The following is a 17,192-nucleotide window of genomic DNA, read 5'->3' on the forward strand; positions in this document are numbered from 1 at the left end:
TTGGATTAATAAGTTTAGGACTCATTTATCAGACATTTGTCACAAATATAGCGACATTTGTCGTCTTTTCCAAATATTTCGAGGAATTAAGTTAATGCACTCTAACGGTCTCGTATATGAGCCCTCCCGTCCCGATAGTTATCGGGAGCTATCGGGATGGACTAGGGCTTTTCATAGGACACGTTGTTAGCACCAGTTTTATTTCTTTTCTTCTCGTAAAATTTTTTCCATTTTTCGACCTCTTGCCAGTTCATCAACCAACTTGTCCAAATAGCGAACTTGTCTGGTTAATTCATTATCGATCTCCTCAATCCGGTAGCCACATATTACACCTTTTATCAGATGGGCGTTTGGGTTTAATGCAGCTTTTTGAAAGAAGGTTTCAAAAGTCACTTGCTGATTGATTAAGTCTTGTAATTTCCCTTCATCAAATCCTGTTAACCATTCAATTACCTGGTGAAGTTCTTGTTTTGTTCTTCCTTTTTTCTCCACTTTCGTTATATAATGGGGATAAACTGAAAAAAATTTCATTTTTGCAATCCGGGCGTTGTGTTCAGGTGTAACTTTCATCTTTATTTATTTTCGACAGCAGTCTTTATGTCGCTTAAGTCTTTTTTAATAAGTTTTTTCATAGTCTTGTTTAACATTCTTCCAAAAATAAAAGCCATAATTTTTCCTCTTACTGTAATAGCTTCCGAACTAAATGCCATTGTTAAAAAAGTAGTGTTTTCTTTTTCTGAAAGTTTTAAAATAGTTTGATAAATAGCTCCATTACTTTCGGCTCTTGTTTTGTAATAGTCGTTTTCTGTGGCTTCTGTTATCCACATTGTTTCCGTAGCAGATTTACCGAATATTGTTCTTGTTTCCTTCCATTTTAATCCGACTACTGTGTCTTTTGGTTTATTCAGAATCTCAATTTTTTCAATTCCAGAAATTGTGTTCACAGAATTTTCAATATCTGTAATTACCTTCCAAACTTTGTCTTTCGGTGCTTTTATTTCTATGTCAATAGTTAATTTCATACCCTTGCTTTATTAGTTGATTTATTATTTTCGCATAAAGTCAAATGCGCCTTTTCTAAGTTGTATACCATACTCCAAATAGGCTTTCATACAAGCAAGGAAATTTGCCCAACCTTCTGTATTTCCCAAAGCCCATTTCAGGTTTTCTTCATTGAATTCCTTTCCGTTCTCGTTTACTTTTACCAGGGTACTTTTGTCCTCTAAGTTTTCTAAAGTAATCGTTACAACAGTTTCCGGATCCCACACAAATGAAATTGAACGATTGTTCTCAATTTTAATTTCTTTCACTGGGAATTTGTCAGGGAATTCAGAAAACTTCCAAATCACTTCTTTTCCTGATTCCATACGCCCGCTACTTTCCGAAATGAAATATTTCGTCATGTTTTCGGGCTCTATAATCCCTTCAAATACTTCTTTAATTGGTTTTTGAATTTGTATAGCTGCGTTGGATTCAAGTTTCATAATAATTTTCATTTAGTTTGTCATATGTTTCTATCCAAATTGGTGCTAGCGGTTTGTATATGAACCGGAGTGAATTTCTACTCACTAACTATTCAGTTTTGCATTGACCTTTGTTTTATATTTTCATTTTATCACTTAAACCGCAATTACTTTCTACAGGCTCCACATTCATGATGCTCATTGAGATATGCAATTGATTCTTTGCAGAGCTGTTCTAAGATTGAAATGTCTATATCAACAAGTTTTTTAATATAAATACAGGCTTTCCCCATTTTAAATTTGCCAAAATCTTTCAACAACGCATCACTCTTGTCTGTTTTTGAATAAACATAGAGTGAAAACTGGGCTTTTCTTGGTGAGAAACCTAAGATTGGAGCATCTCCTTCATGGCCACTAGCATATTTATAGTGATAACTTCCAAAACCAATAATTGTTGGTCCCCACATTTTTGGTTCAAAACCAGACCATTCACTCATTAGTTCAATAAATTCAAGACTATCAATTTTCTTTTGTTCATTATCAACATACGAATTAATAAAATCATATACACCGACTTCAGTTTGGGTTGTTTTATTCTTTGCCATATGTTCAAATATTTTTATTAATTACCCCTGGATTATTTCAGAATGCTTGCCAACGGTTTTGGCCATGAGCCGGCAAGGCCAGGATATCTCAAAATACAAATTTCAAATTTCAATTCCTATTAAGGAGAATCATCCATTTGGAATTGGATATTTGGTGCCTGGAATTTATGAGGCGCTAGCCGTAGTGATGGCTCATAGTCATTGTTAGTTACAGTTTTTAATTTGTTATTCCGGGTGTTTTTCTGATATAAGTCTCGTCATCAAGTTGATTTAAAATAAAATGAGCAACACTTGCTCGAGAAATCATTTTGGTCAAGACATAACTACCAACAGATAGCCCATGTTTGTAATTGGTCCTTTTTTTTCCGTTGGTTAATTGTCCAGGTCGGACTATTGTCCACCCCAAATCGCTATTCATTATTAATTTTTCTTGTTTGGATTTATCTAAAAAGTAAAAGAAAAGTATTACTGGTATTGTGAATAGCGTATAATACAAACCGAGTTTAAATCTACTGTCATTCACGCCAAGAGAGGTGATGCAAATGAACCGTTTGACATTATAGTTATTCATTGCATTTATTATGTTTTGAGTCCCTTTCGATAAGATGTTTGTTGGAATAAAGAACCTTTTATGCCCAAGCGCTGAAAGCACTGCGTCCTGTCCTTTCATAACCCTTTCGAGGTTTTCATGAATCAGCACATCTCCTTTCTCTACATAAAGGTTTGGATGACTGTATTTTATTTTATCAGGTTTTCTGACAACTGCTGTTACAACATGTCCTTGTGCTAAGCCTTGTATAATCAATTCACGTCCTGTTTTTCCAGTACCACCTATTACCAATAGTTTCATGATTTTCAGATTTAACTTGTATGAAACTAATTGGTTTAATGTCACAATTGTTTTTTTAATATCTGAATTGTAGATTAATTAGGATGAAACGTCTTTTAACAAGTGTAACCAACGTTAAGTATAAAGGGACGTTTTAATTCCTTTTATACAGTGTTGTGTGCTGTTTTCATTTTTGTTTTAGCTGCCTATAAGAAAATCCTTTGTCCTCATTGCCTAATACCGTTACCTCAATTTCATTTTCGTTTATTCTTTTATATTGTATTTTTTTAGGAAAGTCGTGGTCAAGATTTTCAAATGACAAATAATCTTCAATTTCATTATTTAAAGTGAACGGAATTGTTTTTCCCTGATTTTGGTCTGGAACTGTAGCTTCAAAAATGACTGTTTTCTCTAATATTTTTATAGAAAGAGATTCCGTAATTATTTTTTGACTATCAGAATACTTATATGAATATCCCATTAGCTCATTGTTTTTGCCTGATTCCCAGACTTCGTATTGTTCTTTTCCTTCCATTTTCCAATTACCTACCATAAAATCTACTCTTGATAATTTGTTTTCAGAGCAGGCTAGTGAAAGGCAAAGAATGCATATGGTTGTTAATGTTTTCATTATTAAACTTTAAAAATTAAGCTAATTCTTTAATTGATAGCACACAACTCGTTATATGCGTACTAATATACCTTATTATCATAAATACTTTCCGGATAAGTATACCTTTTATGGGATAAAAGCAGATCGTGAGACAACTAACAAGATCCAGTTTGGAAAAATTCATTTCTGCTCCTCGGAATTTAATTTGAAGTATCAATGCTTTTTGTATTTTTAATCAAAGTTAACTTTATGCCAACCTCTGAAGAGCAAACAATACAGCAATGTAAAAATTGCGAAGAAACCTTCGATGCATCTTTTGAGTATTGCCCTTATTGTGGGCAGGAAACGGCAGATAACCTTACTATTGGGGTACTCTTTAGCAATACCATAGATAATTATATTTCTATAGATGCAAGATTCTTCAGGAGTTTCGGAACCCTGATGGTAAAACCCGGCGTAGTGGCCCGGAGGTTTGTAGATGGAAAACGCCTTAAATACCTGCATCCGGCGCAGTTTTACCTTTTTATTTCCGTTATCTTCTTCTTTATCTTTTCTTTTACTATCCGCAAAGCAGATAATAAAGTTTCTGCGGCAATCAAAAAAGGGATGGAACAGGAGATCAACCTCGATTCTATTCCTCTAAAACAGGATTCTTTGGCGCTTGCCGAAGCTAAGAAAGTCCTGAAAAAAAGTCAGAAAACTATAGGCTTAACAGATAAAGAAATCAGGGAAATAGATTCTGTAATGGCTTCAGAACCCGAGGTAGTCAGTCTAGATTTTGGTTTTAGGCGTGAGCAGTTAGACTCCCTTATTGCTGCCGGAGCGCCATTAGATCAAAAATTTAAGGCGATGGGAATGAAAGAAGATGCAGACGCCTTTACGCGCAGATTCTATACCCAGATGCTCAAGTTTTATGAACAACGGGGCGGGGGTATCCTGCAGGCATTATATGACACTATTCCTGTGGCAATGTTCCTTCTATTACCACTTTTTGCAGTGCTCTTGAAAGTATTTTATTGGAAACCGGCCATCTTTGCCCACCATCTGGTATTCAGCTTTTATTTCTTCACTTTTATATTCACTACCTTTTGTGCCATTCTCCTCGTGAATAAAGTATGGGAGATTCCCAGTTGGCTGGAAATGCTCATTACCTTCTCTTTTCTTATCTACCTGATGATAGCCCTGAGAAATTTTTACAAGAGTTCCTGGATAGGTGCTTTTTTTAAAGCCGGTATTATCTCTTTCCTCTATATGCTCATTATTGTTCCTATGGCGGCAATAGGGATTGTAACGGTGGCCTTTATGCTTTATTAATTGGTGGAATAGTACTACCTGGCCATGAAGATAGCATTCACAAAAAAAAGTTTGCCATTTTCCCAGAACCCCCGGAATAAGGGGTTGTCCACCATGTAAACAATTTGTCCTTTCCCCTGTTCCTCAACACCAAAGACGAGGCTTTTACCCATTTTATTCTGGGCCTCACTACCAGCAAACCCGGCGACCGGTATGGTGTCCTTTGAAATATATGCCACTGTGCCATTTTCCAGATAGTCATAAGTGTCAATTCCCAATTTAAGGCTAAAATAGGTGTCTTTATATCCAAATGCCATTGGATGTGTAGCGTCTACCCTTGTTTTAAAGATGGCACCTGTAATGTCATTTTTGATTTTTTCTCGTTCCTGGTTTTCATGCGATACCATTGTAATTTCTATACTATCTTTTGACTTTCCCTTTGGGGTGATTTTGAAACCCCCCTCACCATCCAAAGAAGCAATGGATTCACCCATGGAAATAAGTCTTCCGCCCTGATGTACCCATTCTTTCAAACGGCTGAGCATACTGCTATCCATAAACTTCTGATAGCCATTACCTCCCGGAAGTATTAATACATCATATTTTGTAAGATCTACTTCAGCAACATAACTGGCGTCTAAAACAGTAAGCGGATATTGCAATTGTTGCTCAAAGAAGTGCCATATCTCCCCAAAGCGTAGCGTAGAGGTTGGCGCACCAGACAATACAGCCACCTTCACAGATGGGATCATTTTTACATATTTTGAACCCAAATCCTTGCCATCTTCTACAAAACCGCCACTAACAGCAGTAAGTGATTTTTGATATTTTTTTGCTATCTCATTTAGTATTGAGGTCAAATTTGTAGTTCGCTCATTGTCCACTTTGGTAATGATCAGACTTCCTCTTTCATAGCGGTTACCTTCCAGGGTAAATGGTTTTTGAGCCTGTCTGACCCGGATATTTTTTTTGTATAATTCTGCTAAAAACCTGGCATCGTCCATTCCGTTCCAGTCTGTTATAAAGGCATAGGAATCAGAACTTAAAGTTTCTTTTTTTACCGTAGATTGTGCTTTGGGCATACCGTTTACCAAAGTCTCCGAAGCAATGGCTTTTAATCCATAGGCATAGGGCAGGGACCAGGCCGTTATATCATAGGTAAGTGAATCACTTAATCTTGCATTGGGTTCAAAGAGTACTTTTACCAGGGTTCCCCTGGTCTGGTTGGTAGAAATAATCAGGCTCTCAGAATTGGTCTTCAGGCTACCAGACCTGCCTGTATTATAGTTAAAGCCCTTTACCATAGCCCCGGTTCCATAAGTATAGGTTAACTGGTGCTGATCCAGGAGTTTGGTGAGCGCTTTTAAATGATCTTCCTGCCCATTGAGGACAAAACTCTTGTATTTGTAATCTTTCGTCAAATAAAACTTTTTAAATTCCTCATTTAATTTGGCTACATTCTTAGAGGCAACTTCCACTGTTGATAAGCCGGTGCTAAGATGATGGGCAATCCTATCCTTTAAGGTTAGTGTATCGCCATTAGCCGTTTGGACTCCAAGACCGGCTCGGCCGCTGCCACCCTGCTCATAGGTCATCCCAATAGCCCCACTATAAGTAGGGTAGGTATCCCCGTAACTGGGATAGAACAAATCAAAACGCTCTTTGGTATTGTATAACCAGCCATTGGTGTCAAAATATTTTGCATGGTTCTTACCAATGGTCACCTGAAAATCGCGCTGAAAATCTGTAATAACTTCGTGATAAGGCTCTGCTGAAGGGGAAAAGAAATAAGGGTTATCTATGCCTTGCTCATGAAAATCTACATGAATATGAGGTAGCCACTTATTATAAAATTTTATCCTTTGCCGGCTTTCCAACTGGGTAAGCCAGGCCCAGTCACGATTTAAATCGAACATATAATGGTTGCTGCGTCCGCTCCACCATCCTTCATGGTGTTCCTTACTGTTAGGATCTACCTGAAGTGTTGAATTTTTGTGCTGATTGTACCAGTTCACATACCGGTCTCGTCCATCGGGGTTAATACAAGGGTCTATAATTACCACCGTATTTTCCAGATAAACTTGTTTACTCGTTAACAATTCATAAATGGTTTGCATAGATGCCTCGGTACTCACGCTCTCATTACCGTGAACATTATAGCTAAGCCATACAATAGCTTTTGTAGAAGCACCTTCGCCTTTTGTACTTTTGAGATGTTCGGTACGGATTTCCTCCAGATTCTGCATATTTTCCGGTGAAGAAACATAGGCCAGGTGCAGGGACCTTCCTTCATTGGTTTTACCATATTCATTTAGTTGAACACGGTCCCTGGCAGCATCCGAAAGATATTGGTAATAGTCCACAACCCGGTGATGAAATGTGAATCTTGTGCCCAGTTCATAACCCAGGAATTCAGAAGGTGATTTTATTTCCTGGGAACTTAAATTGCAGACAACAAGCAGAAATAGAGCGGGTAAAATTCGCTTCATTAACCAGTTTTTAAATTAGGACGCTAAAGCTAAGGATTATTCGGGAAACCCCATTTTAAGTTCGGTGTTTTTCGCTTAGCGTTCGCCAAGGCGCATGCCTTTGAAGGAATTGGTTCTCCATTTCTATGTTGTTAAAACATCTTAACGTATTTTTGGGAAGAGTAAAACCCGAGAATTTTATCTTTGATCGGACTTTAGAAGTTTCTATGCAAGTAGCCTGTATACCATTTAAAAAAACCGGATATTTTTCTTCACTTATTTCCGACTACCTGGACGAAAACAAGAAGCTAAAACCCTTTTACAATAGATTTCCTGAAATTGAAGAATTTAAGGCACAAATAGAGGAAAAGTCTGAAACTTATGCTCATGCAAACAGGAAAATACTAAACCAGGCACTTCAACAACAATACAAGAACGTAAAGGCATCAAAAACTACCTTGTCTAATATTTCAGCTTTAATTGATAAGAATACTTTTACGGTTGTTACGGGGCATCAGCTGAATATATTTACGGGTCCGTTGTACTTTTTGTACAAAATAATAACTACCATAAATCTTGCAAATACCCTGAAGAAAAGCTATCCAAAAAATAATTTTGTACCGATTTACTGGATGGCCACTGAAGACCATGATTTTGATGAGATCAATTATTTTAACTTACATAGCAAAAAATTTCATTGGAACCGGGTTGCCGGTGGTGCAGTTGGCAGATTAAGTACTGAAGGACTTGAAGCCGTATTTGATACCTTTTCCAAAGAACTTGGAAATACAGCCAATGCCAAAGACTTAGAGGGTCTATTTAAAAAAGCGTATCTGGAACATAAGTCACTAACTGAAGCTACCAGATATCTGGCCAACGAGCTTTTTGGGGACTATGGTCTGGTAATTGTGGACGGAGATGATGTTGAACTAAAAAAACTGCTGATACCCCATATTAAGAAGGATATCTTTGATAGCCTGTCTTATAAGGAGGTAAACAAGACCATTGCTGCTTTGGAAACAATATCCCCTTCATACAAAATCCAGGTAAACCCAAGGGAGATCAACTATTTTTATTTAAAAAATGGTTTGCGTGAAAGGCTGGTAGAGCAAGAAGGCGTAATTCAGGTTAACAATACACAGATTAAATTTTCTAAAGATGAATTATTTCAGGAAATTGAAGAGCATCCCGAAAGATTCTCACCAAATGTGGTCACCAGGCCGTTGTATCAGGAGGTAATACTTCCAAACCTTTGCTATATTGGAGGAGGCGGGGAATTGGCCTATTGGCTTGAATTTAAGTCGACTTTTGACGCGATGAAGGTTTCATTTCCAATCTTACTATTGCGTAATTCGGCCCTTTTAATTTCAGAAAAGGAATATAAAAAAATAAAAAACCTCGGTCTTAAACCTGCAGATCTGTTTTTAAATCAGAATACGCTTATTAATAAAAGGATAAGGGAAATTTCTAATATTGATATCGATTTTTCTGGCCAAAAGGAACATTTGAAACAACAATTTGAAGCCTTATATAAATTGGCTGAAGCAACAGACAGATCCTTTTATGGCGCTGTAAAAGCTCAGGAAGTAAAGCAATTGAATGGACTCGATAGACTGGAAAAGCGCTTATTGAAGGCCCAGAAAATAAAACTAAAAGATCAGGTAATTCGAATGACCGCCCTTCAGAATCAATTGTTCCCCAATAAATCGCTACAGGAGCGATCCTTAAATTTTTCTGAACTTTATATGGAAATGGGTGACAAACTTATCCCTTTTTTAATAAAGGCTCTGAATCCTCTGCATCAGGAATTTCTTGTGTTAAAATACTAGGCCAATAAATGGCATAGATTTCTTTTCCATAGTACTTTTACTAAAAATCAACCTCATGCATAATGTAGATATAGGATTGGTAGAAATGACCCTGGATGTCATGAAATATGCTATCAATAGAATAACCAATGAATCACCAGAACTGGGAGCACCCCGCAAAGAGGAAGAATTAAAGAGTATGGTAGGGGAGACCATAACCCCTTTGGGTATAGGTGGTGAGAAAGCCTTTCATCTTTTTCGCGATGTTTTGGTTAAAGCAACGGTTCCAATAGATCATCCAAGACATTTGGCTTTTGTTCCTGCAGCGCCTACCCGGGCGGCTGTAATGTTTGACCTGGTTACTTCTGCATCGAGTATACACGGTGCTTATTGGATGGAGGGCGCTGGTGGTATTTTTTGTGAGAATGAGGCAATGAAATGGCTGGTAACGCTTACCGGTATGCCCGAAGGTGCTTTTGGAGTTTTTACAAGTGGTGGTACCGCGGCAAATTTATCTTCCATAGTAACCGCAAGGGAATATTGGAGGGAAAACAAGTTAAATCTGAATAAAAAAGGCTGCATAATTACTTCAGTAGGGGCACATTCTTCTATCAGGGCCATGGCAAAGGTTATTGATGCCGATGTGCTATTGGTGGAAACAGATGATCTGATGACGGCTGAAGCCTTAGAGGAAAAAATAAATTCGTTGGATAAAAATACGATGGAACGGGTTTTTGCTGTAGTAGCCACCGGTGGTACAACCAATGCCGGTATTGTAGACGATCTCGAGGGAATTGCAGCTATTTGTAAGGAACTTAATCTTTGGTTTCATGTAGATGCTGCCTATGGTGGCGGTGCCCTGGCGGCAGATTCTGTAAGGCATTTGTTTAAAGGAATTGAAAAAGCAGATAGCATTACTATTGATCCGCACAAATGGCTATTCTCACCTTATGATTGCGGGGCTGTTATCTATAGAAATCCGGAATTGGCGAAAACAGCACATTCTCAGGAGGGCTCGTACCTGGACATAATAAATGATCCGGGAGCTCATGGATTTAATCCGTCGGATTACCAGATACAGTTAACAAGAAGGTTACGTGGTCTGCCTTTGTGGTATTCCCTTGCCACCCATGGAACAAATAAATATAAATGGGCTGTGGAGCGAGGCATTGAACTGGCCAGTTTAGCCGGCGAATTAATTTCTTCACGACCCGATTTAGAATTGATAAGACCTCCAAGCCTTTCGTGCGTCCTTTTCAGGCGTAAGGGTTGGTCTGAAGATGATTATAAAAACTGGACCTATACCAATCATCGCGAGGGTCTGGCCCTGGTGACACCCAGTAAATGGAAGACCAAAGAAGGTTTTGAAACCGTAGCCCGTTTTTGTTTTATTAATCCGGATACTACGGAAGAGGATATTAAAATTATTCTGGATACGATGAATTGAGCAGTAGCGGGGTTATGGGACAAGGAATTCTCCATTCCAAAGTTCATTACGGTTGGAAAACCGAACCCGTATATGTTCTGGCTGTTCTAATTTCAGGTATTCTATTTTATAAGGAGTAACTTCAACCACACAGAAATGGTTTTCCTCATTCAGGTATTCAAGGGGCGCAGCATCTTTTAGCGGCGTTCCCGGCGCAAGTGCAGTAGTATATTCCTTGCGGGATTGTTCCTGAATAGTTTGCCCGTGTTCTTCTTCTTTTGCCTTTCCTTTAATAATATTTGCTAAGCCTTCAATTTTGATCTGTAATAGTTTTTCGGGATCATAAAATAATAACCCTACCTTATTATTTTCCTTTATATGAATTATTTTTTTTGATCGATAATCAGTGTAGAAGGAACATTTAAGCTCCTCGGAAAAATCCCTTAAAACTACCGTTCGTAATCTTACAAAATGGTCTAAACCTACTGTTCCCAGGGTGAAGTAGCGAAAAGGATGGGTTTTCTGAGTACTCCCTTTTTTTAATTCATCCTTTATTTCTTTAAAAAATTTATCTGTATTACCTGTGGTTTTCATTAGTATAAAGGTAAAAAAATAAAAAATGAGGTAGGGTATTTTTAAAGAAGATTGTTATATATATAAATTGCTATGAAAAAGTAGATTTTTTATAAATTAAATTGTGTCATAACAAGTTCATGTGTTTAGGTTGGTTTTTGATTTGAAAAGCCCCGGCGATCGTCGCTAGGGCTTTTTCTTTTTTATGAATTAAAATATCTTTAATGTAATTATAATTTGAAGGGTAATTGTCAGTCTTGTACTAAAGGAAATTCTTTTATTTCACCTTGTATTCCAATCGCATGGTAATAGAAGCAGTCTTCTTTTTCGAAGAGGTATTATAAGCTCCTCCCCAACTGTAATCTTCGTCAGAATTTTGTCCGGTAATTTGAAAAACTCCCATCCGGGCAGAAATCAGATCTCCTAAAGCACCCCCGGAATTCTCTGCTATTTTCTCAGCACGGATTCGGGCATCTTCTGTGGCCTTCGAAATCATTGCTATCTTAAGATCTGATAATTTGGTGTAATAATAACGGGGTGGTGAGGAATTAAACTGCACGCCTTTATTTAGGAGTTCCGTTATCTCACGCGATACTTTTTCTACGAGAGCAACATCATTAGATTCTATTTGAACAGATTGCGATAACTCGTACCCCCGGAAGATTGTTCCTACAAAATTCCCGTTTTCATATTTATTGTCGCGTTGTTCAATAGTCTGTACAGAATTAAAAATTATGTTTTCTTCTTTAATTCCTTTAGATACCAGATAATTTTTTACTATTTCCTTATCGTCGTTCAATTGTTCGAAAGCTGTTTTTAAAACTGTATTAAATGCAACAAAACGACCTTCCCATACAATAAGATCTGATGTAAAGTTTTCATTTCCCAGACCCGTAATGGAAATCACCCTTGTAGGATTTGATCTTTTTACATAAGCATTGCCTAAAAAATAGGCAGCTATTACAATAGCGATTGCAAAAATTATGGCATTTAAATGTTTCATTCTTACAGCGTTAATAAAGATGTTATAAATATACCTAAAACTTGTATTTCAAAATGTCTTGAATTACTATTTTTGCCCATGCAAAACAACGTCCTCATTTTAGATTTTGGTTCTCAGTATACCCAACTCATCGCCAGAAGGGTAAGAGAACTTAATATTTTCTGCGAAATTAAACCTTACAACCACCTTCCAGAAGACCTCTCAGAATATAAAGCGGTCATCCTCTCCGGTTCTCCATTCTCGGTAAGGGCAGACGATGCACCACACCCCGATTTATCTCAGATAAAGGGTAAAAAACCCTTGCTTGCCATTTGTTACGGAGCGCAATACCTTGCTCATTTTCATGGTGGCAACGTTGCGGCGTCAAATACCCGTGAATACGGCCGGGCTAAGCTTGCAGGAATTGATAGTGAAGAACCGTTTTTCTATGAAATAAGAGAAGGATCGCAGGTATGGATGAGTCATAGTGATACCATTAAACAATTACCGGAAAATGCAGTAAAGCTGGCCAGTACAAATGATGTGGAACATGCGGCCTTTAAAATAGACGGTGAATTAACATATGGTATTCAATTTCACCCCGAGGTATACCATACCAAACAGGGTGGACTGATCTTAGAAAATTTTCTGGTACACATTGCAGGCTTAGAACAAACCTGGACCCCCGATGCATTTGTAGAAACTACAGTAGCAGAGTTAAAGACGAAAATAGGAAGCGAAAAAGTAATCCTTGGACTTTCGGGAGGAGTGGATTCTACAGTTGCAGCCGTTTTGTTGCATAGAGCAATAGGAGATCATCTTCATTGTATTTTTGTTAATAACGGATTGCTCAGGAAAAATGAATTTCAGGAAGTGTTGGACCAATATGAACATATGGGCCTTAATGTGAAAGGGGTTGATGCTTCGGCACGCTTTTTGAAAGCATTGGCTGGTGAGGCAGATCCTGAAAAGAAAAGAAAAATTATCGGAGGGGTTTTCATTGATGTATTTGATGATGAATCACATAAAGTTGAAGATGCTAAATGGCTTGCACAGGGTACTATCTATCCAGATGTGATTGAGTCTGTATCTGCAACCGGAGGGCCATCGGCCACCATTAAGAGTCATCATAATGTTGGAGGATTACCCGACTTTATGAAACTTAAAGTGGTAGAGCCCTTGAAAATGTTGTTCAAAGATGAAGTGAGAAGGGTAGGCGCCACTCTTAACATAGAAGATGAACGTCTGGGACGTCACCCGTTTCCGGGACCTGGTCTGGCAATACGCATACTGGGAGATGTCACAGAAGAAAAAGTAAGTATTTTGCAAGAAGTAGATGCAATTTTTATTAATGGTTTAAAGGAATGGGGGCTTTATAATGAGGTTTGGCAGGCCGGAGCTATGCTTTTGCCCGTAAATAGTGTAGGAGTAATGGGAGATGAACGAACTTATGAAAAATGTGTAGCTTTACGGGCAGTTGAAAGCACAGATGGTATGACGGCAGATTGGGTTAATCTGCCCTACGAATTTTTGCAAAAGACCTCCAATGAAATAATAAACAAAGTTCCCGGAGTAAATAGAGTGGTATACGATATCTCTTCGAAACCCCCGGCAACTATAGAATGGGAATAAAACCTACAAGCATGTCTATAAGATTTTTAATTACAACAGCTGCGATTATTCTGTTTTCATGTCAGGCCATGGCACAACAGTTTAGCTCTCATGCGGTTAAAACTGGCGAAACCGTTTATAGTATTGCAAGGCAATACAAGGTAAATCCCACGGATATCCTTAAGTACAATAAAGAAATTACAGAGGCTGATGTACTTCAACCCAATACAATACTCGTCATCCCCTTAGGAGCTAAAATGCAAAGTGTACAGGATTCAATTGCTTTGCAAAAAAAGAAGTTAGAAGAAGAACAGGCGACACCTATATCATTTGGTACGCACAAGGTGAAGAAAAGAGAAACAATTTTTAGCATTGCTCAGCGGTACAATGTCTCTGAAGAAGAGCTTAAACGCTATAATACACAATTGTATGCACGTCAATTGAAAAAGGGAATGCGTTTAAAAATTCCTGAGTACCCAAAAATTGAAGTTGCGAGCGACAGTGTTAATTTTGATGATTTTGAAACCTATACCGTATTGCCAAAAGAGACAAGATGGAGTATAGCCAATAAATACGGTATTACAATAGATAGTATGCTTACGTTAAATCCTGATTTATCTGTAACTACCAGTTATTTGGCCGAAGGGCAGCAGTTAAAGCTCCCTAAAATTGCCGGTAGCAGCGTTGAGGAACAAGACGTTCAATTGTATATCTCTTATACCGTGCCACCTAAGAAAACTTTGTACAGCCTTTCTCAGGAATATAAAATAAGTTCACAGGATATTGTAAGACTAAATCCGGAAATTGGTGAGCGCGGTGGTTTAAAGGAAGGTATGGTAATTAGGTTGCCTGAAATGAAAATTCCTGAAAATGAAATTAATACTGATAACTATATATTCTATGAGGTTAAACCCAAACAAACAGTGTACTCTTTAACACGAAATTTGGGGATTGATTATAAACAATTACTTGACCTCAATCCGGATCTTTCCAGAGGTCTTAAATCCGGGATGGTTTTAAAACTCCCTAAGGAGAAGACGGGTAACTTAGAAGTAAAGAATGCATTGATTCTGGATAAGATAAACCTGTTGGATAGCGTAAATTCAGTGAACAAGCCTAAATTGATTTACCTGCTGCCTTTTCGCACGGATAAAATTAACCTTAGTGATGTTGAAAGCGCCACAGATGCAATTTCAAGGAGTAATGCCATAAGCTATAGCCTTGGTTTATATAGTGGTGCACTGATTGCTCTTGATTCTATTTCAGATCTGGGTATTTCTGTCGATGTAAAAACATTTGATACCCAATTAAATCCCGATAAAACAAGACAAATACTGCAGGGCGAAGACCTGGAAGGAGTTAATGCCATAATAGGACCATTGCAATTGAATTCCTTGAAGGAAGTAGCCATCAGTGCCGCGAATGCTGAGGTTCCGGTAATTGCACCCTTAGCCTCTACCAGTGATTTTGAACTGGAAAATGTTTTCTTTTCTATTCCGTCTGATCAGATTCTGCGAGATAGGATGCTTGGTTTTATTGAAGAAACCATTACAGATGAGAATATTATAGTAATAACCGATGCAAAGAACAAGGCTGTTAGTGAACAGATAAAGGAAAAGTTTCCTGTTGCCCAATCCGTAGAGCTTCAGGAAGATGAAGAAAATATTTCTTTAGATCTAGAGGTATTTGCCGGTCTTCTTTCCCTTGAAACCGAGAATTGGGTTTTTGTAGAGACCGATAATTTCAAAGTGGTTTCCAGTGTAAGCTCCATTCTTAATTCATCCAATTCAGATACTACCAAAGTACGGATGTTCACTACAAACAAGAATAAGGCATTCGAAAACGATGTTATCTCCGGGGCACATTTGTCTAACCTTAATTTTACGTACCCTAGTGTATATAAAGAATCAAATAACAATGCCTTTGCGAGAAGGTACAGAAGGCGTTTTGGGGCAGATCCCGACAGGTATGCGGTCCGTGGCTTTGATCTTACCTTTGACCTTCTTTTAAAATTAGCCTATAAGCTCAATTTGTTTGAGGCTTCAAATATTGTTGGCATTACAGAGTATTGCGGGAATAAATTTGATTATAACAATGAACTTTCTTCCGGATACTACAACAAAGCTTCTTACATAATGATGTACGAGGAAATGCGAATAACCCAGGTTAAACCAGAACAATGACCTCAAAAGTTACATATACAGGAGAATTGCGTACCAGTTGTGTTCACCTTCGCTCAGGAGATGAATTCATAACAGATGCACCTGTTGATAATAATGGATTGGGACAAGCCTTTTCACCGACAGATACAGTTGCCACAGGCCTTGCCAGTTGTATGCTTACCATGATGGGCATTAAGGCAAGAGATATGGAGTTAGATCTTAAAAATTCAGTTGCGGAGGTTACGAAACATATGGCCGCAGATCCCCGAAGGATATCGCAGATTGATGTTGAGATACATTTGCCGGCTACAATTACGGATAAGCAAAAAAAGATCCTTGAGCATACCGCACGAACCTGCCCGGTAATTTTTAGTCTTCATCCTGATATTAAAAAAGAAGTAGTATTTCATTGGGATCTCTAAGATTTATATTCGGCCTTTTTGCATTTCTATTTTCCGCTATGTTATTCGCGCAGGAAGAAGAAACAATTCTTTGGAATTCCGGGCAAAGACTAAGTTGGGCAAATTTCAAAGCCGAACCCCCTAAGAATTCAGAAATAGCCGCTACAACTGCAAGTGGGTTGAGCTATCAATTTTCCACAACTGAAGAAAATGGAAAATATGAACTGGATTACATAATTAGTACATTCTTCTATCCGAATAGATCGTGGTATCAGCCAAATATTTGCGATGAGGTAATTCTAAGCCATGAACAGCTGCATTTTGACATTTCTGAATTGTATGCCAGGAAAATGCGTAAAATTATGGACAATACAACGTTTACAAAAAATGTTAAGGCCGAAGTAAAGGCTATCTATCGTCAAATAAATAAGGAGCTTGCAGAATTTCAGCAGGTATATGATCGTGAGACTAACTACTCTCGTAACATTGAGCAACAACTATCCTGGAACAAGAAAATAAAGGAGGCATTAGCAAAATAGCATTTGGTTTTCAGATTAAACATCACAAATTGTGACCCCCTCCTTTAGCGCGGCAATTTTGTCCTCCCAACTGGGAATAAACTCCTGGGCCACGTGACCCTTAAATCCGGTTTCTACAATGGCCTTCATTATTGCCGGATAATATAACTCTTGTGTTTCGTTAATTTCATGTCTGCCCGGATTACCACCTGTATGATAATGGCCGAAATATTCATGATAATCCCTGATCGTCCTGATAATATCTCCCTCCATTATTTGCATGTGGTAAATATCGTAAAGCAACTTGAAGTTTTCGGAGTTCAATTCCTTACATAGGGCCACTCCCCATTCTACATGATCACACATATAATCTTTGTGGTCTACCTTAGAGTTGAGCAATTCCATCTGAATGACAACACCATGTTTTTCGGCAATTGGTA

General features: G+C 38.0%; 17 protein-coding genes. 7 read left to right on the forward strand and 10 right to left on the reverse strand.

Annotated features, from left to right (window positions below; genetic code table 11):
• Positions 1-198: 198 nt before the first annotated feature.
• The 6 genes from Q0X89_RS17595 to Q0X89_RS17620 form a co-directional block, all read right to left on the reverse strand.
• Positions 199-570, reverse strand: coding sequence for a DUF2200 domain-containing protein (locus Q0X89_RS17595; RefSeq protein ID WP_297696629.1), 372 nt, complete (start codon positions 568-570; stop codon positions 199-201).
• Between the two features lie 2 nt (positions 571-572).
• Positions 573-1,022: an SRPBCC family protein gene (locus Q0X89_RS17600; RefSeq protein ID WP_297696631.1), complete on the reverse strand. Its 450-nt coding sequence runs from the start codon at positions 1,020-1,022 to the stop codon at positions 573-575.
• A gap of 24 nt (positions 1,023-1,046) precedes the next feature.
• On the reverse strand, positions 1,047-1,484 hold the full coding sequence (locus tag Q0X89_RS17605) for an SRPBCC domain-containing protein (protein WP_297696634.1): 438 nt from the start codon (positions 1,482-1,484) through the stop codon (positions 1,047-1,049).
• Positions 1,485-1,630: 146 nt separating this feature from the next.
• Entirely contained in the window at positions 1,631-2,068 is a 438-nt protein-coding gene (locus Q0X89_RS17610) for a DUF1801 domain-containing protein (RefSeq protein ID WP_297696636.1), read from the reverse strand.
• Positions 2,069-2,285: 217 nt separating this feature from the next.
• A complete protein-coding gene (locus Q0X89_RS17615) occupies positions 2,286-2,918 on the reverse strand; it encodes an NAD(P)-dependent oxidoreductase (RefSeq protein WP_297696638.1) in 633 nt (210 codons plus the stop codon).
• 166 nt (positions 2,919-3,084) lie between these two features.
• On the reverse strand, positions 3,085-3,528 hold the full coding sequence (locus tag Q0X89_RS17620; protein ID WP_297696640.1) for a DUF6265 family protein: 444 nt from the start codon (positions 3,526-3,528) through the stop codon (positions 3,085-3,087).
• Between the two features lie 231 nt (positions 3,529-3,759).
• Between Q0X89_RS17620 and Q0X89_RS17625 the strand changes: the two genes are divergently transcribed.
• Positions 3,760-4,824 (forward strand): DUF3667 domain-containing protein, encoded by a 1,065-nt coding sequence (locus Q0X89_RS17625; RefSeq protein WP_297696642.1) that lies wholly within the window; start codon positions 3,760-3,762, stop codon positions 4,822-4,824.
• Positions 4,825-4,838: 14 nt separating this feature from the next.
• Here the strand turns inward: Q0X89_RS17625 and Q0X89_RS17630 are convergent, their stop codons facing one another.
• Complete coding sequence (locus Q0X89_RS17630; protein ID WP_297696644.1) at positions 4,839-7,292, reverse strand: M14 family metallopeptidase; 2,454 nt, start codon at positions 7,290-7,292, stop codon at positions 4,839-4,841.
• A 206-nt stretch (positions 7,293-7,498) separates the two neighbouring features.
• Between Q0X89_RS17630 and bshC the strand changes: the two genes are divergently transcribed.
• Both bshC and Q0X89_RS17640 read left to right on the forward strand, forming a co-directional pair.
• Positions 7,499-9,100, forward strand: a complete 1,602-nt coding sequence (gene bshC, locus Q0X89_RS17635) for a bacillithiol biosynthesis cysteine-adding enzyme BshC (protein ID WP_297696661.1) — start codon at positions 7,499-7,501, stop codon at positions 9,098-9,100.
• A gap of 55 nt (positions 9,101-9,155) precedes the next feature.
• On the forward strand, positions 9,156-10,526 hold the full coding sequence (locus Q0X89_RS17640; RefSeq protein ID WP_297696645.1) for an aminotransferase class V-fold PLP-dependent enzyme: 1,371 nt from the start codon (positions 9,156-9,158) through the stop codon (positions 10,524-10,526).
• Between the two features lie 12 nt (positions 10,527-10,538).
• Here Q0X89_RS17640 and Q0X89_RS17645 read toward each other — a convergent pair whose 3' ends face one another.
• On the reverse strand, positions 10,539-11,099 hold the full coding sequence (locus Q0X89_RS17645) for a pyridoxamine 5'-phosphate oxidase family protein (protein ID WP_297696647.1): 561 nt from the start codon (positions 11,097-11,099) through the stop codon (positions 10,539-10,541).
• A 256-nt stretch (positions 11,100-11,355) separates the two neighbouring features.
• The gene (locus Q0X89_RS17650; protein WP_297696649.1) at positions 11,356-12,081 is read right to left on the reverse strand and encodes an SIMPL domain-containing protein; all 726 of its coding nucleotides are present in this window, start codon (positions 12,079-12,081) and stop codon (positions 11,356-11,358) included.
• A gap of 78 nt (positions 12,082-12,159) precedes the next feature.
• Here Q0X89_RS17650 and guaA point away from each other — a divergent pair, with 78 nt between their 5' ends.
• The 4 genes from guaA to Q0X89_RS17670 are packed head-to-tail and all read left to right on the forward strand — an operon-like array spanning position 12,160 to position 16,773.
• Positions 12,160-13,692: a glutamine-hydrolyzing GMP synthase gene (gene guaA, locus Q0X89_RS17655; RefSeq protein WP_297696651.1), complete on the forward strand. Its 1,533-nt coding sequence runs from the start codon at positions 12,160-12,162 to the stop codon at positions 13,690-13,692.
• A gap of 11 nt (positions 13,693-13,703) precedes the next feature.
• Complete coding sequence (locus tag Q0X89_RS17660) at positions 13,704-15,854, forward strand: LysM peptidoglycan-binding domain-containing protein (RefSeq protein WP_297696653.1); 2,151 nt, start codon at positions 13,704-13,706, stop codon at positions 15,852-15,854.
• On the forward strand, positions 15,851-16,255 hold the full coding sequence (locus tag Q0X89_RS17665) for an OsmC family protein (RefSeq protein WP_297696655.1): 405 nt from the start codon (positions 15,851-15,853) through the stop codon (positions 16,253-16,255). Before Q0X89_RS17660 ends, Q0X89_RS17665 begins: the two co-directional genes overlap by 4 nt.
• Positions 16,256-16,293: 38 nt before the next feature.
• Complete coding sequence (locus tag Q0X89_RS17670) at positions 16,294-16,773, forward strand: DUF922 domain-containing protein (protein WP_297696657.1); 480 nt, start codon at positions 16,294-16,296, stop codon at positions 16,771-16,773.
• 15 nt (positions 16,774-16,788) lie between these two features.
• Here Q0X89_RS17670 and Q0X89_RS17675 read toward each other — a convergent pair.
• Positions 16,789-17,192: TIM barrel protein (locus tag Q0X89_RS17675; protein WP_297696659.1), on the reverse strand; the 404-nt coding region annotated here is incomplete at its 5' end.

Origin of the sequence: uncultured Eudoraea sp. (assembly GCF_947258525.1) — a bacterium.
Lineage (GTDB): Bacteria > Bacteroidota > Bacteroidia > Flavobacteriales > Flavobacteriaceae > Eudoraea.